The sequence below is a fragment of the Devosia enhydra genome (genome assembly GCF_900119845.1).
In the GTDB taxonomy this organism is placed as follows: Bacteria; Pseudomonadota; Alphaproteobacteria; order Rhizobiales; family Devosiaceae; genus FPKU01.
Genome location: NZ_FPKU01000001.1, coordinates 263,440 through 286,846, shown reverse-complemented (window position 1 = coordinate 286,846; position 23,407 = coordinate 263,440). Strand labels below are relative to the sequence as shown.

Here is a 23,407-nt window from a genome sequence, read left to right as displayed (position 1 = left end):
ACGCGACCGCGGGGACCGCCGCCTCAGAACGAGAAGCGGGCGGTGGCCGAAAGGCTCGTATCGACGGTCTCGCCGGTCACGTCGAGACCGGCGCGCACGCCAAGCGATGCCGCCTGCGTTTCGTAGGAAAGCCCGGCCGTGAAGCTGCCGCGACCGAAGGGCGTCGTGGTCGTGAGCTCGACCGGGGCATTGATGGCGTCGCTGTAAACGAAGGCCTGCTCTGCGTTGAAATCGGCCTCGATCCGGCCGGACATGAACCACCGCAGGCCGGCCTCGCCATCGATCGCCACCCGACCGCTGATTTCTGCTCCGGCGAAGGCGGCAAAGGCGGCGTGGTCGGCCACATCGATGCGCCCACCGAGGTCGAGGAGATCAATGCCGTCGACCCAGGAGCGCGAGGCCGAGAGCCCGATCATGGGCGTGATGGTGATGCCATCGGCGAGGATGCGGTAGCCGAGCGAGCCCGAAGCCGTAATGCGTCCCGCCGCAAGGTCGCGCGCATCGAGCACCTGCCCCGCGCCGCCGGCTATGCCTGCCTCGAGATCGAAAATCGTGCCCGAAGCGCCGAGCGCTGCCCGGGCAATGAAGGGCCCGGCATCGGCCGCAAGGGTCAGGCCAAGAAGCCCGGTCTCGAAGCCGCTCGCGGCAGCGAACACCGCGCCCCCGGGCAGCGTGTCGGCCTGCTCGAACGTCCCGGTGGAATAGCCGCCCACCAGTGCGAGGCGCAGCGTCGTATCGCCGGATCCAGGTGTGAAGCAGCCGAGCCCCACCTCGAAGCGCGCGCCGCCATGGGCCCCGTCAACGCTGGTCCCGGTCGCCAGCCCGCCGCCAGCGGAGGATGCCGATGTCGCAAAGCCGCCGCCCGCGACGCTGGCCGATACCCCCGGCCGGCAGGAGGCATCCTCTCCCGGCAGGGCGATGTCGGCGAGCGCCTGCGCCGCGCGCATTCCGGCCACCATCCCGCCGAGCGGCGCGGCGTTGAGCTGGCTTGTCACATACCAGTCTGTGCCCTGCTGCTGCAGCGCGTAACTCACGAGCCCGCGGCCCTCGAGCCCTGTCGCAGTGGCGGCGAGGCCACCATCGCTGGTGCTGACGACGAGGACGCCGGGGGTGAGGGCGCCGTAGCGCGACGGATCGGGTGAAAAGCGCAGCGCCAGCGTGCCCTGCGTGGCGCCGAGCAGCAGGCGGTCGGCCGCGACGGCGCCCGCATCGGAGAGATCGATGTCGAGGAGCGCCTCGCCCCCGGCAACGCCCGTGAAGGTGCCGGCGGCCGTGAGATCGAGGACATCGCCGGCAAGGCCCGCGGCCTGGCTCAGCGACAGGATGCCGGCATTGCTGAAGCCGCCCCCACCCGAAACCGCTATGGTGCCAGGGACGCTCTCCCCGAACGCGGTGACGCGCCCCTCATTGCTGACAAGGCCGGCCACTTCGAGGTCGCCCGAAAGGTTGAGGTTTCCGGTGCTGCGATTGGTCACGGCGCCCGTGATCGCGCCCGTCGCGACGGTGGTGCCGGCATTGTCCAGCGCGCCATCGAGCGTACCGCCCGACAAGAGGAACGTGCCATCCTCGGTCGTGGTGATGTCGCCCGTGGTGCTGCCGGGCAGCGCCAGCGTGCCCTCCCTGATGGTCCAGAGCGTGGCGGTGCTCGGCGCGCCGCCCAAGTTCCAGGTGCCGGAGCCGGTCTTTTCGAAGGCCTCGAATCCGGTGAACTGGCTTCCGATCAGGCTCGTATCGAAACTGTTGCCGTCGCTCGTGCCCGAGAGGCGGAAGGTATCGCTCGTCCCGCCCGCAGCGACAGTACCGACGATCGAGGCGGTATCGGCAAGGAGCGCAAAGCTGTTGGTGCCGCCGGTGAAGGTCACGGCATTGGCCCGCGTCGTGCCATCGCCCGAAAGGCCGCCGGAAATCTCGCCCTCGGCGCCGATCGTGAGGTCGATGCCTTCGGCGATGAGACCGGCACCGCCCGCCCCGTTGATGGATTTGGTCGGCTGGTAAAGGCTTTCGGCCCGCTCGCCACCGGCACCGCCGGTGACCGTGCCATTGATGACGATGCCCGCACCGACACCCGTGACGCGCAGCCCGGTGCCGCCCCGTCCACCCGAGCCAGCATAGCCGCCATTGCCTCCATCGCCGCCCGCGCCGCCGGTGATATCGCCATCGACGGTCAGGGTGCCGGTGCCGGTAAAGACCACCCCGATGCCGCCGCCACCGCCGCCACCGCCATCGGCATAGGGATTGGGCGTGCCCGACCCGCCATTGCCGCCCGTGCCGCCGGTCACCGTGTCGCCGGCATCGATGCTGCCATCGGTGGTCGTGATCGTCTGGCCGCGTCCGCCACCACCACCGCCACCGCCCCCGGAGGTGCCGGATGCCGACGCGCCGAATCCGCCGCCACCGCCCGCTTCGTCGCCACCGCCTCCGGCCGCCGAGGTAATGGTGCCCCCTGCTCCGCCCGTGCCGAATTCGCCATCGCCGCCCGCGCCGCCATTAGCGGGGTACAGGGTGGGGCTGAAGATGTAGTCGCGCCCGCCGCCGCCGCCGCCGCCGCCCGTGCCGCCGGTTCCGGCAACACCGGCGCCCGGCGGCAATGCGGAGGTCATCGCCGCGCCCCCACTTCCGATGTTGCCGGCCCCGTCGCCCCCAACGCCAACCGTGGTGCTGTCGACGCCATCGGTACCATTGGCGCCGTTGGTGCCGACAATCGCCGCCGAAAGGGCTGGCCCTGTCAGTCCCGCCACGAGCAGCGTGAGGAGGGAGACCGGGCCCATTCGGAACCAGCGGTGACGCGATATGACCGGCATGAACTCTTTCCCCCTTCTCGGCACCCGCGCGGCCTTTTGCGGCAGCAGCAGGCGCTTGCCTCGGTGCGGCATCCGGCTATTCCATCAGCGTTCCCAGCGCTTCAACGACAATGTCGCGCATGGGACGCGGGGGTAAGGAATAGCGACGATGGGTATATCTCAAGGCGCCGGGCCGGCGGCAGGCGCGTTCGGGGAGAGCATGGCCACGGGCATGAGCCGAGGGGCTTCAGCCCCTGATTCCGAGACCATCGCCTGCTACCGCACGGCGTTCGGCCCCGACAATCCTGACGGACCCCGCGCCTTCGCCGAAGTGGTCTCGCCGACCTTCGACCTCTCCATTCCCGACTACGCCGCGGACCTGCCCTTCGCGGCCCGCGCCGAGGTCTTCCTCCTGCCCGATGTGACCGTTTCGACCGCCGAAACGACCGCGAGCCGCCTCAGCCGCACAGTGCGCACCATCGCCACGCGCGGAACCGACCAGATCCTCGTGGTCTGCTACACGCGCGGCTATTTCGACATGACGGCCAATGGGGTGACGCGGCGGGTCGAGGCGGGCGAGCTCGCCTTCATCGATCTCTCATGCGAACTGCTGATCGAGGCACCTGCCGTGGCCAATGTCGGCCTCGCCATTTCCCGGCGACGGCTCGAGCCGCTGGTGCCGTTCCTCGAGGCCGCCCATGGCTTCGTGCGGCCCGCCGATGCGCTCTCACGCACGCTGCGCGCCCTGATGGAGGCGATCGCCGCGAATGGGCCGGAGCTTTCGGTGGTGGATGCGCGCGGCGTCTCGAGCGCGCTCATCTCGCTGGCCGCCGCGTGCCTCGAGCCGGTCTCGCGGGCCGCGGCCGAAGCGCGCCGCAACATCGTTTCGCTGGTCGATCTCAAGGCCCATATCGAGCAGCATCTGCTGGACCCCGATCTGGGTCCGCTCGTGCTGATGGATCGCTTCGGCATCACGCGCTCGACACTTTACCGGCTGTTCGAACCGCTCGATGGGGTCAGCACCTATATCGGGCGTCGCCGGCTCAGCCTTGCGTTCCGCATGCTGTCCGATACGCAGCAGCCGCGCGGGCGCATCTCGGCGCTCGCCCGACAGCTGGGATACAGTCACCCTTCGGCCTTCACCCGGGCCTTCAGGGATGCGTTCGGCCTGTCGCCGAAGGAGGTGCAGGCATTGGCGCGCGCGTCCCGTCCGCCCGAGGCGGAACTCGTCATTTCGGCAAAACCGCTCCAGCATTTCATCCCCCTCGCCCCTGCCCTTCGGGCCGGTGCGAGCACAGCGGAGGGCACCGCGATCCAAGACCCGGGCGTGCTTCATCCGCGAGCTGGCATCTCGGCCATGCCCGACAGAGCACAATGAAATCAGAGCTTTGGGGAGGAGGTGGTGGAGGGGACTGGATTCGAACCAGTGTACGCTAAGCGAGCAGATTTACAGTCTGCCGGATTTAACCACTCTCCCACCCCTCCACGGAGTTCGGAGACCGGATCAGCGCTTGGCCGAACCGTCGGGCGGTTTATGGTGAAGCCGGCCCGGCCTGTCAACACCCTCTGCGCGGGTTATCGCAGCAATCGCGCTGCGGCCGCTTGTGGCGATGCGACAAAGGCGATACCGCTTGGCCATGAGCCGCAACAAGTTTCCGCCCAAGCCGCGACATGACCCCGACGAGGGTCCGGTCTATCTCTATGGCATCCACACCGTGCGTGCCGCGCTCGACAATGGCGGCCGCATCAAGCGGCGCCTTCTCGCGACGCCCAACGCCTTGGCGCGGCTCAAGGAAACCGGGCCGGTCGAGGGCATTCCGGTCTCCGAGACCACGCCGCGCGACCTCGACAAGCTCCTGGGCGGGGAGGCCGTGCATCAGGGCCTTGCGCTCGAAGTGGATGCCGTGTCGCGCTTCGGCCTCGCCGACATCTCGCGGCCGCGCCTGCTCGTTGTGCTCGACCAGATCACCGACCCGCACAATGTCGGGGCCATCCTGCGCACCGCCTGCGCCTTTGGCGCCGACGCCGTTGTCACCACCTCGCGCTATGCGCCGCGCGAAACCGGCGTCATGGCCAAGGCCGCATCGGGCGCGCTCGATCTCGTGCCGCTCGTCGAGGTGCGCAATCTCGCCGATTCGCTGCTCGATCTTAAGGCGCGGGGCGTGACCATTCTGGGCTTTGATTCCGAGGCGGAGATGCGGCTTGCCCCCCGCGACGGCACGACACCCTTGGCCATCGTGCTGGGCGCCGAGGGAAAGGGCCTGCGCCAGCGCACGCGCGAATTGTGCGACGAGATGGTGCGCCTCGACATGCCCGGCCCGATCAAGTCGCTCAATGTGTCGAACGCCGCCGCCATCGCGCTCTTTGCCGCCACGGCCGGTCGCAGCTGAGACAGGCGAGGGCCATGCATTTCCCGCCCAAGGCAGGGTCCGGCGACGGCGTCTCAATCGGCAGTGAGAGGCGCTGAGGCGGGAGCCGACGAGGAAAAGGGGAGTGTGATGCTGAGGGGTCTGGCAATCGTGGCGCTGGCGGGGTGTGCCAGCCTGGCAGGAGCGGGCAGCGCATCGGCCGCGCTCGTTTCCATCGTCTCCATGCAGTATTCGGCCGCCCATCCGGTGCCCCACCTGCATTACGAGGGCGGCACCGACGCCGGCGACCTCGAGGCTCTGCGGCAGATCTACACCACCTTCGTGCAGTGCCGCACCGAATGCATGGATGGCAAGGGCAGCGCCACGGCGGTGCTGACCATGAACGGCCCCGGCGGCGACTATCACGAAGGGCTCGCCATCGCCGATTTCCTGCGCGAGAACCACATCGCCACCGTCGTCGAGCGCGGCATGAAGTGCTATTCGGCCTGCGCCTTCGCCTTCATGGGCGGGTCGGGCTACGCCGAATTGCAGGGCGTGGGCACCTATGTCGATCGCATGGTGGAGCCCGGCGGCATCCTGGGCTTTCACGCGCCCTATCGAGACGAAGAGTCCTTCCTCGCGGCCATCAACGAACGCGGCGCCATGGATGCGCAGGGCCAGACCCGCGACAGCCTGGCGCTGATGGTCAAGGAACTGGTCAAGTTCAACGTCGACCCCGAAGTGCTGTTCTACATGGTCGGCATGGGTCCCAACGAAACCTATGACATCGTGACGGCCGACGACTACTACCTCGCCCGCATCGCCCTGCCGCCGACGCCCACCGCGAGCTGGATTTCCGACGTGCCCGAAGCCATCGCCAATGTCTGCCGCCGGCTGCTGGCGCTCGACGAGCGCACCGATCCGGCCGAGATGGTCGGCGCCGTCTCAGGTCCCTTCGAGCGCGGCATTGCCGAAGCCGAATATGTCGGGCTGCTCTCGGGCTTCCGCCTCTCTGACCAGCCCTTGACCATCGGCCATTGCAGCGTCACGGACGCCTCCTTGGCCACCGATGGCGACTACGAGATCGCGCTCTACTTCAACACCATGCTCAGCGCCGAGCGGGCCCGAGCCATTGGTTATCCGGATCTGGGCTATGCCGGGGCCGGCCTCAGCTTCTTCAACCGTCACGACGGCTGGTCCTCGGCCGGAACGGGTCGCAACCCCACCAAGCGGATCCTGCAGAAGGGCCCGATGAACCACTATTTCCTGCCGCTCGGCGTTCCGGTCGATGACCTCGACCTGCCCGGCGAGAAGGCCATCGAGGACAATCGCTTCGTCATGCGGCTCTATCCGCTGATGGCGGGCCTGCCCGACGGCATGGAGATCGCCAGCACCGGCAATGGCACGCGCATCTCCAACAGCGGCAATGTCTGGCTGTTCGAACGGGTGGGACCGGGCCTGCTGCTCGAAAGCGCTTTCCTCGCGCCAACCAGCGGGCGCACCATCCGCGATGAGCGCATCGATGCCACCGGATTTGTTCGCGAAGGTATCTATGATCGCACCGGGGTTTATTTCGCGCAGCTGGGCATCGAGGCGGAGTTCGGCACGACGGTGGCAACCGCGCTGATCCTGCGTCCCGATGGCGGGGAGGCAAGCGAGGACGACATCGCGCAGCTTCAGCAGGTGGTGTGCGGGCTCCAATTCAATGGCAACACCGCGCCGTGCCCGTGAAGGGCCTGCGCCCCTGGCAGCGCCCGCTGGCCTATGGCACAGCCGCGCTCGCGGGGTTCATCGTCGCGGTCCTCGTCTTCAATGCCCCGTTCTGGGCCCGCCAGCCCGAGCCCGGCCTTCTCGGGCTCATCGCGCATCGCGGCGTGCACCAGACATACCCGCGTGAGGGGCTGACCAACGACACCTGCACGGCGGAACGGATCGAGGCGCCGCGCCACGACTATCTCGAAAATACCCTGCACTCGATGCAGGCGGCCTTTGACGCGGGGGCCGATGTCGTCGAGCTCGACGTTCACCCCACCACAGACGGCAAGCTCGCGGTCTTTCATGACTGGACTATCGATTGCCGGACGGAGGGCAGCGGGGTCACGCGCGAACAGACGATGGCGGTGCTGAAATCGCTCGACATCGGCCATGGATATACCGCCGACGCCGGTGCGACATTTCCCTTTCGCGGCAGCGGCATCGGGCTGATGCCCAGCCTCGACGAGGTGCTCGACGCCTTTCCCGACCGGCACTTTCTCGTCAACTTCAAGAGCAATGAAGCGCGCGAGGGCGATCTCGTCGCCGATCTCGTAGCCGGCCGGCCCGACTGGCAGGAGCGGATCTGGGGCGCCTATGGCGGCGATCCGCCGACTTACCGGCTTAACGATCGCCTGCCCGGCATTCACGTCTGGGCCCGGCGCGGACTGATGGATTGCCTTTTTGGCTATGCCGGTCTGGGCTGGATCGGCCATGTACCCGAGGCCTGCCGCGACACCATGGTGATGGTGCCCATCAATATGGCCCCCTTTCTCTGGGGCTGGCCCGAGCTTTTCGTGAAGCGCATGGCCGATGCGGGCAGCGGCGTCATCCTGCTCGGCCCCTATGGCGCGGGTGATCCGGGCACGGCAGGCATCGACGCGCTCGATCAGCTTGCCGCGGTTCCCGCAGGCTTTTCCGGCTATTTGTGGACCAATCGCATCGAGCTTATCGGGCCTGAACTGGCGCGGCAAAATCCCCATCGACGCGCTTCGCCGCCAGCCCTATAGAAGGGCCGTATTTCAAGCGATCGGACCTTTCAATTGCCCGCCGGCGTGCTTCTGGCGTTTGCCGCCTATTGCCTCTATTCGTGCGGCGACGCCGCCATCAAGGCGGTCGGCAGCGGCCTTTCGCCCTTCCAGATCGGGTTTTTCGCCGCCCTGTTCAGCGTCGCGCCGGCCGTGCTTGCGGGCACGAAGGGCGAGCGCTGGCGCGATGCGTTCAAGACCCGGCGCACGATCCTGCTGCACATGCGCTCGATCAGCTCGGTGATCATGGCGCTTCTCGTCATCTTCGCCTTCAGCACCATTCCCTTCGCCGAAGTCTATTCGGCGGTCTTCACCGCCCCGATCTTCGTTGCGATCCTCTCGGTGCTGGTTCTTAAGGAGACGGTGCCGCGCCGGCGCTGGGTGCTGCTGCTCACCAGCTTCATCGGTGTGCTGCTGGTCGTGCGCCCCGGCTTCCGCGAGCTGCATCCGGGCCATATCGCCGCCTTCGCTTGCGCAGGGCTTTCGGCCTTCAACACCATCGGGCTGCGGCTGCTGGCCGGCACGGAAAAGCGCGTCAGCCTCGTGGGCGTCGCCGCCACCTATGCGCTGGTGATCAACGGCGCGGTGATGAGCACGCATTTCGTCATGCCGACGATCGAGCAATGGGCGTTGCTGCTGGCCGTTGGAGGCCTCGCGGGCACCGGGCAGCTGCTTCTGATCGCCGCCGTCAAGCGCGTCGGAGCCAGCCAGGCTTCGCCAACCCAGTACAGCCAGATCATCTGGGCGGTGTTGCTGGGCTCGCTGCTCTTTAACGAGCGGCCCGACCCGCTGGCGCTGGGCGGCATGGGCGTCGTCGTGACGGCCGGACTTCTCAATCTCCTGATCGACCGACCCGCCCGCATCGTGCAGGCCGAGCCGATCCTGAGGCCGGACGACAGCGACGACATTCGCCGCTGAAGTTCCGTTCGACAGAGTCTCGCAGCTCGTCGCTTCGCCGGAAAGCGCATGGATCCTTCCGCCGTTTCGGAAACGGCGGAAAGCCTTAGCCGGCGATCCCCGCCTTGACTGCAGCAATCGCCGCCTCGGCCTTGCTGCCGTCGGGCCCGCCGCCCTGAGCCATGTCCGGCCGGCCGCCACCGCCCTGCCCGCCCAGCGCCGCGGTGGCGAGCTTGACGAGGTCACCTGCCGCAAAGCGTGACGTCAGGTCTGCGGTTACGCCCACAGCAACGGTGCCGCGTCCGTCCTCGCTCCTGAGCACCACGGCGACGACGCCGGAGCCGATGCGCTTCTTCTCGCTGTCGACCAGGCCCTTGACGTCCTTGGCGGCAATGCCCTCGACCACGCGGCCCACAAAGGTCACCCCGGCAACGACCTCATCGGCCGGAGCGGCCGCGCCTGCACCGGCGCCAAGCGCCAGCTTCTTGTTGGCGTCCGACAGGGCCCGATCGGTCTTCTTGATCGTCTCCTGCAGCGCCTCGATGCGGTTGAGGATTTCCGTCGGGCCTACGCGCAGCACCTCGGCGGCACTGGCGACCAGGTTCGCATTGGTGCGTGCGTGATGCCGCGCGCCGCGCGCCGTCAGCGCCTCGATGCGTCGCACGCCCGCCGCAACGCCGGTTTCCCCCACGACGCTGATGAGCCCGATATCCCCGGTGCGGCGCACATGCGTGCCCCCGCACAATTCCACCGACCAGCCCACGGCGTTGCCGGTGGGGTCGCCCATCGACACCACCCGAACCTCGTCGCCGTATTTTTCGCCGAACAAAGCCCGCGCCCCGGACTCCTTGGCTTCCTCGACGCCCATGAGGCGCGTTTCAACCGGGCCGTTCTGCAGCACGATATCATTGGCCAGGTCTTCGACCTGTGCCATCTCCTGGGGCGAGATCGGCTTGGTGTGCACGAAGTCAAAGCGCAGCCGGTCGGCCGAAACCTGCGAGCCGCGCTGGGCCACGTGATCGCCAAGCACGATGCGCAGCGCCTCATGCAGCAGATGCGTAGCCGAATGATTGGCGCGGATGGCCGAGCGTCGGTCGTGGTCGACGATCAGGGTCAGGGCCGTACCGGTCTTCACAACGCCCGAGCGCACCCGCACCTTATGGCCGAAAACGCCATTGTTGCGCACGGTGTCGAGCACCTCGAGCGCCACGCCCTCGCCCGCCATCGTGCCGGTGTCGCCGACCTGACCGCCGCTTTCGCCATAGAAGGGAGTCTGGTTGACGACGACGAAGCCCTCTTCACCCTCACCCAGCGCTTCGACGATCTCGCCGGCCCTGACCAGAGCGGTGACGGCGCCCTCGGCGACTTCGGTTTCATAGCCCAGGAACTCGGTGGGCCCGACCTTGTCGGCCACCGCGAACCAGACCTTCTCTTCCCCGGCCGCGCCCGATCCGGTCCAGCTCTTGCGGGCCTCGGCGCGCTGGCGCGCCATGGCGTCCTCGAAGCCGGACAGATCCACCGAGATTCCACGGTTACGCAACGCGTCTTGCGTAAGATCCAACGGGAATCCGTAGGTATCATAGAGCTTGAATGCGGTGACGCCCTCGAGCATGTCGCCCTGCTTGAGCTCGCTCGTCGCATCATCGAGAATCTGAAGGCCTCGGCTCAAGGTCTTGAGGAAGCGCTGTTCCTCGAGCCGCACCGTCTCGGCGATCATGCCTTCCCCGCGGACCAGTTCAGGATAGGCCTGCCCCATCTCGCGCACCAGGGTCGGTACGATCTTATGGATCACGGGGTCGCTGGCGCCAAGCAACGTCGCATGCCGCATCGCCCGCCGCATGATGCGCCGCAGTACATAGCCACGGCCTTCATTGGATGGCAGCACGCCCTCTGCAATAAGAAAGCTCATTGAGCGCAGATGATCGGCAATAACCCGTAGGCTGGGATTTGCGCGATCCCCATCGAAGCCGATGGCCTGCTGCGTTGCGCCGGTCAGGGCGCGAAAGAGGTCGATCTCGTAATTGTTGTTGGTGCCCTGCATCACCGCAGCAACACGCTCGAGGCCCGAGCCCGTATCGACGGAAGGCTTGGGCAGGCTCACCCGCGACCCATCCGGCAGTTGTTCGAACTGCATGAACACGAGGTTCCAGATCTCGACGAAGCGATCGCCGTCTTCCTCGGGCGAACCGGGAGGGCCACCCCAGTATTTCTCGCCATGGTCATAGAAGATCTCGGTGCACGGCCCGCAGGGACCGGTATCGCCCATCTGCCAGAAGTTGGACTTGGCGCCGAGCCGCACGATGCGATCTTCAGGCAGGCCGGCAATCTTCTTCCAGAGCGCGAACGCCTCGTCGTCGTCCTGGTAGATCGTTGCCGTCAACTTGGCGGCCGGTAGCCCCCACTCCTTGGTGAGCAGGTTCCAGGCGAGATGGATCGCATGCTCCTTGAAATAGTCGCCGAACGAGAAATTGCCCAGCATCTCGAAGAAAGTGTGGTGGCGCGCCGTATACCCCACATTGTCGAGATCGTTGTGCTTGCCCCCGGCACGCACGCATTTCTGCGCCGTGGTGGCGCGCAGATAGTCGCGCCTTTCGAGCCCGGTAAAGACGTTCTTGAACTGCACCATGCCGGCATTGGTGAACATCAGCGTCGGGTCATTGCGCGGCACGAGCGGGCTTGACGCCACCTTCTCATGCCCGTTCGCGCTGAAATAGTTCAGGAAACTCGACCGGATGTCGTTGACGCTGCTCATGGGGCTCTCGGGCTTTCGTCACAAAAAAGGACGGGGGCGTCGGCCCCGCGTCCTCGTCGGCACTTCAATGCCTTCTAGCCCGCACGCCCTGCCTCTGTCCAGAAGCAGGCTGGGCGCGATCAGTCTTCCATCGGGCCGTCATCGTCGGGCCCGGCGAGGAGCGCCTCGCTCAGAAGGCCGGAACTCTCGCGAATGCCCTTTTCGATCTCGTTGGCGACCGCCGGATTGTCCTTGAGGAACTGCCGCGAATTCTCGCGCCCCTGCCCCAGCCTCTGGCTTTCGTAGGAGAACCAGGCCCCGGCCTTCTCGACGATACCGCTCTTGACCCCGAGGTCGAGAAGCTCGCCAGTCTTGGAGATGCCTTCGCCATACATGATGTCGAACTCGACCTGCCGGAACGGCGGTGCCAGCTTGTTCTTGACCACCTTTACGCGGGTCTGGTTGCCGGTGACCTCGTCACGCTCCTTGATCGCGCCGATCCGGCGGATATCGAGGCGGACAGAGGAGTAGAACTTGAGCGCATTGCCGCCCGTCGTGGTTTCCGGCGAACCGAACATCACGCCGATCTTCATGCGGATCTGGTTAATGAAGATAACCATCGCCTTGGAGCGGGAAATCGAGGCGGTGAGCTTGCGCATGGCCTGGCTCATCAGGCGCGCCTGCAAGCCCGGAAGGGAATCGCCCATCTCGCCTTCGAGTTCGGCCTTGGGGGTCAGGGCCGCCACCGAATCGACCACCAGCACGTCGATCGCGCCCGAACGCACCAGCGTATCGGCGATCTCGAGCGCCTGCTCGCCGCTGTCGGGCTGGGAAATCAGCAGGTCATCGACCTTGACGCCGAGCTTGCGGGCATAAGTGGGATCAAGCGCATGCTCGGCATCGACAAAGGCGCAGATGCCGCCTGCCTTCTGGGCTTCGGCAATCACATGCAGCGCCAGCGTGGTCTTGCCCGAGCTTTCCGGCCCGAAAATCTCGACGATGCGGCCGCGCGGCAACCCGCCGATGCCCAGCGCGATATCGAGGCCAAGCGAACCGGTGGAAATCGATTCGACCTGCATGATGGCGCTGTCATCGAAGCGCATCACCGTGCCCTTGCCGAAATTCCGCTCGATCTGGCTGAGCGCTGCGGCCAGCGCCTTGTCCTTATCCATTGACCCCTCGACGGCGCGCAGCGCGGTAGATGTACTGACCATTGTTCGTCTCCTTATTTCATGGTCGCGACAGCGGCGCAATGCACCTGCCGGGCGTCTATGGTGCCGTTATTGATCCTCTTTTGTTCTCATTTTGTTTTCGCCCTGTCAAGGGACTTATACGCTGCGACGGGTACGGGACGCGCGCGCTGCCGGCGCGCCCCGAGCCTCGTCAGTAAAGCACCACCGAGCGGATGCTTTCGCCCTTGTGCATCAGGTCGAAGCCCTTGTTGATGTCCTCGAGCCGCAGTGTGTGGGTGATCATCGGGTCGATCTCGATCTTACCCGACATGTACCAGTCGACGATCCGGGGCACATCGGTGCGGCCGCGTGCGCCACCGAAAGCCGTGCCCATCCAGGTCCGACCGGTCACCAGCTGGAACGGGCGGGTCGAAATCTCCTGTCCGGCGCCGGCAACGCCGATGACGACCGACTTGCCCCAGCCCCGATGGCTGGCTTCGAGGGCCTGACGCATGACGGTGACATTGCCGGTACAATCGAAGGTGTAGTCGGCGCCCCCGATCTGGTCGGCGCCCCGCTTGGTCATGTTGACGAGATAGGGAACGAGGTCTTTCCCGACCTCTTTGGGATTGACGAAATGGGTCATCCCAAAGCGTTCGCCCCAGGCCTTCTTGTCATCGTTGAGATCGACACCGATGATCATGTCGGCGCCGGCCAGGCGCAGGCCCTGGATGACGTTGAGGCCGATGCCGCCCAGCCCGAAGACGATGGCGGTGGCGCCAGCCTCGACCTTCGCGGTGTTGAGTACGGCGCCCACCCCCGTCGTCACGCCGCATCCGATATAGCAGACCTTGTCGAACGGCGCGGCCGGATCGATCTTCGCCACTGCGATCTCGGGCATGACCGTGTAGTTCGAGAAGGTCGAGCAGCCCATGTAGTGGTAAATCGGCTTGCCCTCGAAGGAAAAGCGCGAAGTGCCATCGGGCATCAGCCCCTGCCCCTGGGTGGCGCGGATCGCGGTGCAGAGATTGGTCTTGCGCGACAGGCAGGACGGGCACTCGCGGCATTCAGGCGTGTAGAGCGGAATGACGTGATCGCCCTTTTTGACCGAGGTCACGCCCGGCCCGACATCGACGACGATGCCAGCGCCTTCATGGCCGAGGATAGAGGGAAAAAGGCCTTCCGGATCAGCCCCCGACAGCGTGAATTCATCGGTGTGGCAGATGCCGGTGGCCTTGATCTCGACGAGAACTTCGCCCGCCTTTGGGCCTTCGAGGTCGACCTCGACGATCTCGAGCGGCTTGCCTGCCGCAAATGCCACGGCTGCCCGGGTCTTCATATCCTGTTGCCTCATCAAAGCGTTCTGGTGGCCCAAAGATGCCATGCCGGGGCCTGCCGGGACAACCGCCGGACATGAAAAAGCGGGAGGGGCCGCCTGGGCTCCTCCCGCTTCACCTTGATATCGCGATGAAGCTCAGCGGGTTCCGGTGGCGGACCGCGCATCCTCGACGCCCTTGCGCAGCGCCGGATCGGCCGGCAGCGCCGCGGCAGGGGCCGACGCGGCAGGCGCCTGGGCCGAACCTGCGGCCGCAGCAGCATCTGCCGCGCCCTTGGCCGCGGCATCAGCTGCGCCCGCGGGCGCGGCGGTTGCGTTGGCCGGGGCAGCGACCGGAGCCGGGGCGACGGCATTTGCCGGAGCGGGTGCCTCGGCTGGCGCGGCCGCAGCGGGAGCCTCGGGCGCCTCGGAGCGGGCAGCAGCGGCCGCGATGGCTGCGGCGACGTCGGACAGGCCCTTGTCCATCGCCTCCGCGGACGTCTCGGCCTCCGGCGCAGGATCTTCGGTCGCCGCGACGGTATTGGCGGGCGACGGAGCGGCTACGGCATTGGCTGGCGCCGGTGCCGTCGCGTTCGAGGGCTGCGCAGCCGTAACGTTCGCCGGAGCGATGTTATTGGCCAGAGCGGCCGAACGCGCCGCAGCATTCGCCGGCGCTTCGACGACATTTGCAGGAGCGACGGCATTGGAGGACGCCACCGCATTGGAAGGCGCGGCGCTCGTCGACGAAGCCGCCGAGTTTGCGGGCACCGCTGCGGTGTTGGCTGGCGTCGACATGGCGTTTGCAGGCGTCATCGCGTTGGCGGGAGCCGTCGCGTTCGCCGGAGCGGTTGCGTTGGCGGGGGCCGCAGGCGCTGCCACGCTGTTGGCGGGGGCAGCCATTGTGTTCGCCGGTGTCGCCGGCGCCGAAACTGCGTTGGCTGGGGCAGTCGTCGAGGCGACGTTGGCAGGAGCCGTCGTGTTGGCGGGAGCCGGCGCATTCGACGGCGCGGCGGTGGTGGCCGGAGCGACGGTGTTTGCCGGTGCCGTGGTATTTGCAGGGGCCGTCGCGTTGGCCGGTGCTGCACTATTCGCAGGAGCGGTAGTGTTGCTCGGTGCCGTCACATTGCCAGGCGCGGGCGAGTTGGCGGGTGCGCTGCTATTGGCGGGAGCCGTGGCGTTTGCGGGCGTGTTGGTTGGCGCGGTTGCATTCGCGGGCGCGCTGCTATTTGCAGGCGCCGTGGCGTTCGTGGGGGCCGTGGCGTTGGCCGGAGCGGTGGTGTTGGATGGCGCCGTGGCGTTCGCCGGTGCCGTCGTGTTGGCGGGCGCGGTGGTGTTGGCGGGGCGAGGCGGCGGGTTGGGGCTGTTGTCGCAGGCGGCCACGAGCAGGCCGACCGAAAGCGCCAGAGGCAGCCCCAGACTGGTCTTGAGTTTCATGGTGACACTATCCTTCTTGGACCTATGCATGGGACCCGGGGCCGCTAGCGGCCAGTTTCGTGCTTCCTATAGCAGAGCCACGGCCGTTTGGGACCGGCAAGAGCGCGATTGTGCTCATTTTGCTCGGGCCAGTACCCGCGAGACCATTTCATCGCATGCGACGAGGAAACGCGAGCGATCCTTGGCCGAAAAGGCCGGATTGTGGCCGTCGCTCTCGCCGGTTTCGCGCAGATGCTTGTTGAGGTCGCGCATCGCGAGCGCCATGCCGATGCTCTCGGCGGTGAACGGCTTGCCGATCGGGGACAGCGCGGCCGCGCCATTCTCGATGGCGCGTGCGGCCAGCCCGATATCGGCTGTGATGACCATGTCATCGGGCTCGAGCGCTTCGACGATCCAGTCATCGGCGGCATCGGGTCCCTGCGGCACGCCCACGACGCGGATCATCGGATCGCGCGAGGGCCGCATGCCGCGGCCGGCAACGTGGGTGACGACGAGGCCATGACGATAAGCGACGCGTTCCACCTCGGCCTTGACCGGGCAGGCATCGGCGTCGACATAGATCATAGGCTTTCGGCTCATCTCGGTCCTTTCGGCAGGTGCTGCCCCGCCCAGATACCTTGATGCAATCGGGAAGCGATGTTAGCAAGGCGGCTGTGCCGGCATAGCTCAGTTGGTAGAGCACCTGATTTGTAATCAGGGGGTCACGGGTTCGATCCCTGTTGCCGGCACCAGCCTGTTTGGGGCTATTGATTTCAATTACTTATCAGCAGACAATGAGATGATGAATCCGGTTGGCGAAGCCGGATCGATGCAGCGCGCGTCGCGCGACAGGGGAGAGTCGCAGGTGCAGCCGGTAGTGATCGATCGCATCACATTTGTTTCGAGCGGCACGCCGGAAGCGGATGCGGCGGCCGAGACGCTGCGGAATCGATACGGGGATGTCGGGCTCGAAGCCGCGACAGCCATCGTGGCGCTGGGGGGCGACGGGCTGATGCTCCAGACCCTGCACCGCACGATGGAGCGGCCGATCCCGGTGTTCGGGATGAATTTCGGCTCGGTCGGCTTCATGATGAACAGCTATGCCTCGCATGGGCTCACCGCGCGGCTCGAGGCGGCCAAGCCGACCCATATCTATCCCCTGCAGATGGACGTGATCGATGCCGGGGACAAGCGCCACGAAGCCTTGGCACTCAACGAAGTTTCGCTTTACCGGGCCACCTATCAGGCGGCGAAGATCGAGATTGCGGTCGACGAGCAGGTGCGACTGGCCGAACTGATTTGCGACGGGGTGCTGGTGGCAACGCCGGCCGGGTCCACGGCCTACAACCTTTCGGCGCATGGCCCCATCCTGCCGATCGATTCTCCGCTCCTCGCACTGACGCCGATTTCTCCTTTTCGTCCAAGGCGTTGGCGCGGTGCTATCCTGCACAATGATGCGCGGGTGCGCTTCAGGACGCTGGAGGGCGAGAAGCGGCCGGTGAATGCCGTGGCCGACAATGTCGAAATCCGCGATGTGCGCGAGGTCACGATCCGGGAACGGCGGGACTGCCGGGTGACGCTGCTGTTCGACCCGGGCACCAGCCTGGAGGAGCGGGTATTGAGCGAACAGTTCCGCTACTAACCACCTGATTAAATTGATGTTTCAGGCAGCCGGCAAGGCCATGCGCGGCTCTGCGGGCAGAACCGGCAGCACGTGCGCGCCATCTTCGGCGGCAAAGGATGCGAGCACGCCACGTGCGGCCGCCCGGGCCAAAACCACATTCTGTTCAGAGAGATAGGTGAAGGCGGCGTCGAGTTCGGCGGGGATGTCGCCGGCATGGTCGACGATGAGCTCTTCGGTCAGGGCGGTGACGACGTAGTGGCGGGCCGCGACATCGTCGGCGAGATCGGCGGTGCGCGCAAGAAAAACGAGCCGGGCCAAGAGGTTGGCGACATTGGGCGACAGGCCGGCGCGCCGCAGCAGCGCCAGAAGCACCGGCCGGCTGCCCGATTCGAGAATCGAGAACACTTTCGTGCGCGGTGATTCGGCGAGCGCGGCGAGGCAATCGGCGAAAAACAGCACCCGGCCATGGATGACGGCGTGCAGCATGACCCGCGTCGAGACCCGGTTTTGTTCAATGGCTTCAACGGCATAGGGCGCCCTGCCGGCCCCTGCCTCGGCTTCGCCCAAACTGGTCAGGGCAGCATCGCGCAACTGGCCTAAAAGCCGCTCGAGCCGCCTTGGCGCGATAGCGCCGCAGACGATGCGGGTCCGGGCAATGGCTGCGACCGAGCGGTCGATCAGGATGAGCCGGAGAGAGGCCGGCAGGTCGTTGCGATCGAGCAGGTGCCCGCGCAGCCCGGCATCATCGGCATGCTTTTCGACAATGTCTTCAAAGACTTGCGCAGACAGCCGAACTTCACGGCGCGCCAGCAGGCGGGCCAGAACGGGACGCTGATCGCGCCGGATGAGGGCTTCGGCAAGGCGGGGGCCGATGGCGGGCCGCTCGGCAATGGCGAGCAGCATGGCGAGGTCGGCATCGGGCACCAGCGGCAGCAGATCGGCATCGAGAACGGCCGGGGAATATTGCGCTATCGCCCTCGAAATGATGGGAGAATCGTGAAGGAGCGCGAGGAGGATCGGGCGTGGCGCGGCGGGCGCATGCAGCAAGCCATAGGCGAGGGCCGCGCGCACGCGGACCGAAGGATCATCGAGAAATCCGATGAGCGCGGCATAGAGCGCCGCTTGTTCGTCGGCCGGACCGGAGTGGAAACTATACGCCTGGGCAGCCAGATGCGCGGCTTGTCCCCGCGCGTCGCTGCCACTGGATCCGCTCAGCGCGACGAAATCGGCATAGGCAACCATGAAGCACTCCGCACAACGGCTTCAAGGCTAGGCGCGAAGGCTTAAGGAACGGTTCACCATGCCCTTAAGGGGATGATTTACCTTCATCCGGCTGAGGCTGAACGTAAAATCTCGAGAATAACTGTGCCGGCTCGTGTGGATTCGTGTGGGGTGTCGATGAAGTCACAGGAACGACCAGGGGCCGCGGGGCTGTTGCCGGTTCGGTCGAGAACAGAGCGGTGAAAGAAAGGTCGTCGGGACCGAACCGGGACGGGATGAGATCGGGCGCCGGAGGGGGCACCGCCATGGCTCGGGCGACGGGCCCCGCCATCTGCTGGGCGACGAAAGTCGGGCTCGGTGCCCCTGCCCCGACGGCGTCGTCGGGTCGGTGCTTGGCGACCAGCACTTCATAGACCTGGCGGATGGAGCGCGGCTTGCCGCCCGCATAGAAGATCGAGCGATTGGCTTCGGCCTGGCGGGGAAAAAGCGCCGGCGCGCTCTGATCGGGATTGGACAGGCCTGCCTCGAAAAAGGTGGCCGCTCCACGGGCGCCGAGGAAATGGGCGATATAGAGTTCGCCCGGGCTCGGCATGCGACCGAAGCGGTCGAGCAGATAGTCGCCATTGGATTTGGTGAAGGCCGCCGCGAGATCGGAGGCGATTGCCGGGTCCTTGCGCAGATCGAGGATTTCGCGACGGCGCGCCGGATCGGCGACGATATAATTGCCCTCGCGATCAACGCTGATGGCAGCGGCCTCTTTGGCATAGCCGAGGCGCGGGCCCTCGGTTTTCATCACCTGCAGCCAGGTGCCTTCGAGAAACTGGAAGAGGCCAGTGGCAGACGAGGTGCGGGCCTTGGCGGAGGGATCGAGGCTGCTTTCGCGGATGGCGGTCTGCAACAGATAGTCGAAATCGACGCCATTCCTGGAGCCGGCCCGGTCGATGACCTGGGCGATGCCCTGGGGCACCGAAATCGGGGTCACGCCCATGACGTCTCCGCTGCAGACCGGGCGCCCTGCCCCCGATACTGGCGGCAAGGACGAGACCCGGGCTCATAAACTCAGCGTTAACCAATGGCGCAGCAAGGTTAACGGCCGGTTAACCCTGCCAGTGCGAGACCACGGCCTCGAGCGCGGGACGATCGCGATCGTCAGGCTTGATGGTGGGCGTGCCGATATGCACGAAGCCCACGAAGCGCTCGCCTGCGGAAGCCCCGAGCAGGGCCTGCGCCTCGGTATCGAAGGCGAACCAGCGGGTGACCCAGGAGGCGGCAAAGCCCAGCGCATTGGCGGCGTGTTCGAGGTTGAAGCAGACATTGCCGGCCGAAAGCAGCTGCTCGAGCTCGGGCACCTTGGGCACCGGCTTGGGGGAAAAGATCACCCCCACCGTCAGCGGCGCCGGCAGGAACTGGCGCCGCTCGATATCGAGGGCCGCCTCGTCGATGGCGGGATTGCGCGCCTTGACCAAGGCGGCGAGCCGGTTGCCGGCCTCGGCGCGCGCATCGCCCGAAAACAGCACCAGCCGCCAGGGCGCGAGCTTGCCGTGATCGGGAACGCGGGTGGCGATGGTCAGCAGGGTTTCGAGCTCGGCCGCGTCGGGGCCGGGATCGCGCAGGAAGGCCATGCCGACGGAACGCCGGGTGAGCAGGTAATCACGCAGTGCAGGATCGGCGGGCATGGGAACTCCTCGAGGCGGGAACGGCAGCTTGCCGCATGGCTTTGCATATGACACAGCTTTTCCGCAATCCAGCGCTACCGAGCGCTTGTCAGGGGTATCGACAGAAAGGCCGACGAGTCATGAGCCGCTCACCGCGCAGCGCCCTCACCATCGCGTCCGCCAGCCGAATTTTCGGCGACGCCCTGCGCTGCCTGGTGCGGTTTCGTGGGGGGCATCCGGGACGCGCGACCATGGTTGCGCTGGCGCTCGTTACAGCCCTGCCCGCGCTGGCGCAGGACCAGGTGATGCCCGCGCCCTGGCCGAGCTTTCGGCCCGCCCCGGTGCCGGCCGAGATTTCGCCGCAGGAGCCGGTGGAGCCCGTCCCCTCGCCCGAACTCGCCGCGCCGCTTGCCGCCTTTCCCGATCCGGCCCAGAGCCAGGCGCCCGCAAGCCTGCGCAACGCGCTGACAGCGACCGACGCCGCCCGCGCCGTGGCGACCACGTTGCAGGATGTGAAGCTCAGCGCCATGATCACCGATGGCGGCCGGCCCATCAATGACGGGCTGATCTGGCGGGTGTTCGAGACGCGCACCAACCAGCAGGGCGAATTGCAGCTGGCCGGAAGCTCCTATGATCCGGAAGGCACATTCAAGCTCGCTCCGGGCAATTATGTGGTGCATGTCGCCTATGGGCGCGCCCAGGCCAGCGAGCCGCTCGAAGTGGGCAGCGAGAACACCGAGAAGGCCATCATTCTCGATGCGGGAGCGATGCGGCTCAACGCGGCCATCAGCGGCGACGTGCCGATCCCGATCAACCTGTTGCGCTTCGACATCTTCAACGAGAATGACGAGACATCGCGCGGGATCGTGGCGCAGAACCTCTCGCCCAACGATGTGGTGACGCTGAACGCCGGCACCTATCACGTTGTCTCGCATTTCGGCGACATCAACGCGGTGGTGCGGGCCGACCTGCGGGTGGAGCCGGGCCAGCTCACCGATGCGACGCTCTATCACCAGGCGGCGCAGGTGTCGTTCAAGCTCGTGACGCAGGCGGGCGGCGAGGCCATCGCCGATATCGACTGGACGATCAAGACCGAGGACGGGGAAACGATCTTTGCCGCGATCGGCGCCTTCCCGACCACGGTTCTGGCCGAGGGCGACTATCTGGTGCTGGCCAAGCGCGGCGAGCAGGTGTTCAATCGGCAGTTCCAGGTGCAGCCCGGACAGGCGCGCGAAGTGGAAGTGCTGACCACCGTCTATTGAGGAGGACGCCGTGAGCTACAAGCCCCAGGGGTATACCGCGCTCTCGCCCTATATCATCGTGGACGATGCCGGGCCGGCGCTGGCCTTCATCAAGGCGGTGTTCGGCGCCGACCCGCTGATGGTGCACCGCACCGCGGCCGGTCGCATCGGGCATTGCGAAATCCGCATCGACGACACCATCGTGATGCTGGGCGAAGCGCCGGGCGCCGGCGCCATCAACCTGCATGTCTACGTGCCCGACCTGGACGCCGCCTTCGCCCGGGCACTCGCGGCGGGCGGCACAGTGGTGCAGCCGCTCGATGACAAGGGCGATGGCGACCGCCGCGGCGGCGTGCGCGATGGCTCGGGTACGACCTGGTGGCTGGCGGAGACGGTTACGCCGCGGTGAGGGGGGATGACGTCTGGGGGTGGCGATGCTGGCCGCGATCGCGATGTCATTCCGGCGAATGGCGGAAGCCGGTTTGGATTTCAGCAGAATGGGGAAGCCAGCGCCTGTGGCCAAGGCCCCCTCACCCGGCGCTACGCGCCGACCTCTCCCCCAAAGGGAGAGGTGAAGAGGGCCCGACCCGCATCCCGAGGCCCGCGCACCCCTTGCCTCTCCCTTTGGGGGAGAGGTCGGCTGCAGGCCGGGAGAGGGGGCCTTGCCGCTTGCGCGTGAGCCAGACACGTAGCCGCCCCCCACTGACGATGTTATTCCGGCTTTCGCCGGAATCACGCCGTGGGTGGATTGCTCTGTCCTACTTTCCCAACGTCGAGGGCCAGGTGCCGTGGAGGTTGGTGCCGCGGCCGGGGATTTCGAAGCCGTGGGCGCCGAAGAAATCGCGCTGGCCCTGGATGAGGTTGGCGGTGCCGCGGCCCTGGCGGTAGGCATCGAAATAGGAGAGTGCGGCGGAGAGGCAGGGCAGCGGCAACTCGGCGCGGGCGCCGGCGGCGACGACCTCGCGCAGGGCCGGATGGCTGGCCTTCATCACCGAGACGAAATCGGGCACCATCAGCAGGTTGGTGGCTTCGCCGCGGGCATAGGCCGCCGACATCTGATCGAGGAAGCGCGAGCGGATGATGCAGCCGGCACGCCAGATGCGGGCAATGGTGGCGAGCGGCAGGTTCCAGCCCTTGTCCTCCGAGGCCTTGGCCATCACGGCAAAGCCCTGCGCGTAGGAGACGATCTTGCCGGCCAGAAGCGCCTGTTCAAGGGTTTCGAGCGAAACCGAGACGGAGCCGCCGCCGCGCTGGCCGTAGACGGCCTCGGCGGCGAGGCGCTCATCCTTGCGCGAGGAGATGGAGCGGGCGGCAACCGCGCCCTCGATGGCGGTGGCGGGGACGCCCAGCTGCTGGGCAACGATGGCGGACCAGACGCCGGTGCCCTTCTGGCCGGCCTTGTCGAGGATGAGATCGACCAGCGGCGTGCCGGTTTCCTCATCTATGGCGGCCAGAACATGGCCGGTGATCTCGATGAGATAGGAGTTGAGCGGGCCCTCGTTCCATTTGCGGAAGACCTCGGAGGCGGCGGCGGGGCTCATGCCCAGCCCGTCGCGCATGACGCCATAGACCTCGGCGATCATCTGCATGTCGCCATATTCGATGCCGTTATGGATGGTCTTGACGAAATGGCCGGCGCCACCGCGCCCCAGATAGGCGCAGCAGGGCTCGCCCTTGAACTTGGCGGCGATGGCTTCGAGGATGGGCTGGGCGTTGTGCCACTGCTCCTCGGACCCGCCCACCATGATGGCGGGGCCGTGGCGGGCCCCCTCTTCGCCACCCGAGACGCCGACGCCGAGATAGCCGATGGCTTTCGGCTCGAGCGCGGCAAAGCGACGGTCGGTATCGGCATAAAGGGAATTGCCGCATTCGAGGATGGCATCGCCGGGCTCGAGATGGGGAAGCAGCTGCGCGATCATCGCATCGACCGGGGCGCCGGCCTTGACCATGATGATGATCGAGCGCGGACGCTTGACCGAGGCGACGAAGGCGGCGAGATCGGCCTCCGGCACGACACGCTCGGAAAGCCCCTGGGACTTCGCCTCTGCGACGAAATCATCGATGCGGGCGGCCGTGCGGTTATGGACCGCGATGGTGTAGCCTTTTTCGGCGATGTTGAGCGCGAGGTTCGAGCCCATCACCGCCAGACCGACAAGCCCGATATCGGCAGATGCCATGATCGCAATTCCATTTCAGCACGAAGTCGAATGGGCCGCTTTCTGGCACGGGA

18 protein-coding genes and 2 tRNA genes are annotated in these 23,407 nt (G+C 66.5%); 9 read left to right on the top strand and 11 right to left on the bottom strand.

What is annotated here, in order from left to right; genetic code table 11:
• Nucleotides 1-23: 23 nt before the first annotated feature.
• Nucleotides 24-2,801 carry a beta strand repeat-containing protein gene (locus BT183_RS01390; protein WP_177282346.1) on the bottom strand — a complete coding sequence of 926 codons (2,778 nt, stop codon included), beginning with the start codon at nt 2,799-2,801 and terminating at the stop codon, nt 24-26.
• A gap of 148 nt (nt 2,802-2,949) precedes the next feature.
• Here BT183_RS01390 and BT183_RS01385 point away from each other — a divergent pair, with 148 nt between their 5' ends.
• Complete coding sequence (locus BT183_RS01385; RefSeq protein WP_084603174.1) at nt 2,950-4,158, top strand: helix-turn-helix domain-containing protein; 1,209 nt, start codon at nt 2,950-2,952, stop codon at nt 4,156-4,158.
• Nucleotides 4,159-4,180: 22 nt separating this feature from the next.
• On the opposite strand, the gene BT183_RS01380 is transcribed toward BT183_RS01385, so the two are convergent.
• Nucleotides 4,181-4,265 (bottom strand) — tRNA-Tyr (locus tag BT183_RS01380).
• Nucleotides 4,266-4,417: 152 nt separating this feature from the next.
• Between BT183_RS01380 and rlmB the strand changes: the two genes are divergently transcribed.
• The 4 genes from rlmB to BT183_RS01360 all read left to right on the top strand — a co-directional run bounded on the left by rlmB (nt 4,418) and on the right by BT183_RS01360 (nt 8,826).
• Nucleotides 4,418-5,170 carry a 23S rRNA (guanosine(2251)-2'-O)-methyltransferase RlmB gene (gene rlmB, locus BT183_RS01375; RefSeq protein ID WP_084603173.1) on the top strand — a complete coding sequence of 251 codons (753 nt, stop codon included), beginning with the start codon at nt 4,418-4,420 and terminating at the stop codon, nt 5,168-5,170.
• 108 nt (nt 5,171-5,278) lie between these two features.
• Nucleotides 5,279-6,859, top strand: coding sequence for a COG3904 family protein (locus tag BT183_RS01370; RefSeq protein ID WP_143145611.1), 1,581 nt, complete (start codon nt 5,279-5,281; stop codon nt 6,857-6,859).
• Nucleotides 6,850-7,890, top strand: a complete 1,041-nt coding sequence (locus tag BT183_RS01365; RefSeq protein ID WP_244545232.1) for a glycerophosphodiester phosphodiesterase family protein — start codon at nt 6,850-6,852, stop codon at nt 7,888-7,890. Before BT183_RS01370 ends, BT183_RS01365 begins: the two co-directional genes overlap by 10 nt.
• Nucleotides 7,891-7,923: 33 nt before the next feature.
• Nucleotides 7,924-8,826, top strand: coding sequence for a DMT family transporter (locus tag BT183_RS01360; protein WP_072338621.1), 903 nt, complete (start codon nt 7,924-7,926; stop codon nt 8,824-8,826).
• An 85-nt stretch (nt 8,827-8,911) separates the two neighbouring features.
• On the opposite strand, the gene alaS is transcribed toward BT183_RS01360, so the two are convergent.
• From alaS to BT183_RS01335, 5 genes are all read right to left on the bottom strand, one after another.
• A complete protein-coding gene (gene alaS, locus BT183_RS01355; protein WP_072338620.1) occupies nt 8,912-11,557 on the bottom strand; it encodes an alanine--tRNA ligase in 2,646 nt (881 codons plus the stop codon).
• Nucleotides 11,558-11,676: 119 nt separating this feature from the next.
• Complete coding sequence (gene recA, locus BT183_RS01350) at nt 11,677-12,750, bottom strand: recombinase RecA (protein ID WP_244545231.1); 1,074 nt, start codon at nt 12,748-12,750, stop codon at nt 11,677-11,679.
• A 169-nt stretch (nt 12,751-12,919) separates the two neighbouring features.
• Nucleotides 12,920-14,047 carry an S-(hydroxymethyl)glutathione dehydrogenase/class III alcohol dehydrogenase gene (locus BT183_RS01345; RefSeq protein ID WP_072338618.1) on the bottom strand — a complete coding sequence of 376 codons (1,128 nt, stop codon included), beginning with the start codon at nt 14,045-14,047 and terminating at the stop codon, nt 12,920-12,922.
• A 135-nt stretch (nt 14,048-14,182) separates the two neighbouring features.
• A complete protein-coding gene (locus BT183_RS20370) occupies nt 14,183-15,457 on the bottom strand; it encodes a hypothetical protein (protein WP_143145610.1) in 1,275 nt (424 codons plus the stop codon).
• Nucleotides 15,458-15,571: 114 nt separating this feature from the next.
• Nucleotides 15,572-16,036, bottom strand: a complete 465-nt coding sequence (locus tag BT183_RS01335; protein ID WP_072338616.1) for a YaiI/YqxD family protein — start codon at nt 16,034-16,036, stop codon at nt 15,572-15,574.
• A gap of 76 nt (nt 16,037-16,112) precedes the next feature.
• Here BT183_RS01335 and BT183_RS01330 point away from each other — a divergent pair.
• Nucleotides 16,113-16,188 (top strand) — tRNA-Thr (locus BT183_RS01330).
• A 47-nt stretch (nt 16,189-16,235) separates the two neighbouring features.
• Nucleotides 16,236-17,078, top strand: a complete 843-nt coding sequence (locus BT183_RS01325) for an NAD kinase (protein WP_072338615.1) — start codon at nt 16,236-16,238, stop codon at nt 17,076-17,078.
• A gap of 21 nt (nt 17,079-17,099) precedes the next feature.
• On the opposite strand, the gene BT183_RS01320 is transcribed toward BT183_RS01325, so the two are convergent.
• The 3 genes from BT183_RS01320 to BT183_RS01310 all read right to left on the bottom strand — a co-directional run bounded on the left by BT183_RS01320 (nt 17,100) and on the right by BT183_RS01310 (nt 19,957).
• The gene (locus BT183_RS01320) at nt 17,100-18,302 is read right to left on the bottom strand and encodes a DUF2336 domain-containing protein (RefSeq protein WP_072338614.1); all 1,203 of its coding nucleotides are present in this window, start codon (nt 18,300-18,302) and stop codon (nt 17,100-17,102) included.
• A gap of 64 nt (nt 18,303-18,366) precedes the next feature.
• Nucleotides 18,367-19,269 (bottom strand): hypothetical protein, encoded by a 903-nt coding sequence (locus BT183_RS01315; protein ID WP_072338613.1) that lies wholly within the window; start codon nt 19,267-19,269, stop codon nt 18,367-18,369.
• Between the two features lie 109 nt (nt 19,270-19,378).
• Nucleotides 19,379-19,957: a nitroreductase family protein gene (locus BT183_RS01310; RefSeq protein WP_072338612.1), complete on the bottom strand. Its 579-nt coding sequence runs from the start codon at nt 19,955-19,957 to the stop codon at nt 19,379-19,381.
• Nucleotides 19,958-20,076: 119 nt separating this feature from the next.
• Here BT183_RS01310 and BT183_RS01305 point away from each other — a divergent pair, with 119 nt between their 5' ends.
• Both BT183_RS01305 and BT183_RS01300 read left to right on the top strand, forming a co-directional pair.
• Nucleotides 20,077-21,198 carry a hypothetical protein gene (locus BT183_RS01305; protein WP_072338611.1) on the top strand — a complete coding sequence of 374 codons (1,122 nt, stop codon included), beginning with the start codon at nt 20,077-20,079 and terminating at the stop codon, nt 21,196-21,198.
• 10 nt (nt 21,199-21,208) lie between these two features.
• Nucleotides 21,209-21,586, top strand: a complete 378-nt coding sequence (locus BT183_RS01300) for a VOC family protein (RefSeq protein WP_072338610.1) — start codon at nt 21,209-21,211, stop codon at nt 21,584-21,586.
• A 349-nt stretch (nt 21,587-21,935) separates the two neighbouring features.
• Here BT183_RS01300 and gndA read toward each other — a convergent pair whose 3' ends face one another.
• On the bottom strand, nt 21,936-23,354 hold the full coding sequence (gndA, locus tag BT183_RS01295; protein WP_072338609.1) for an NADP-dependent phosphogluconate dehydrogenase: 1,419 nt from the start codon (nt 23,352-23,354) through the stop codon (nt 21,936-21,938).
• Between the last annotated feature and the right edge of the window lie 53 nt (nt 23,355-23,407).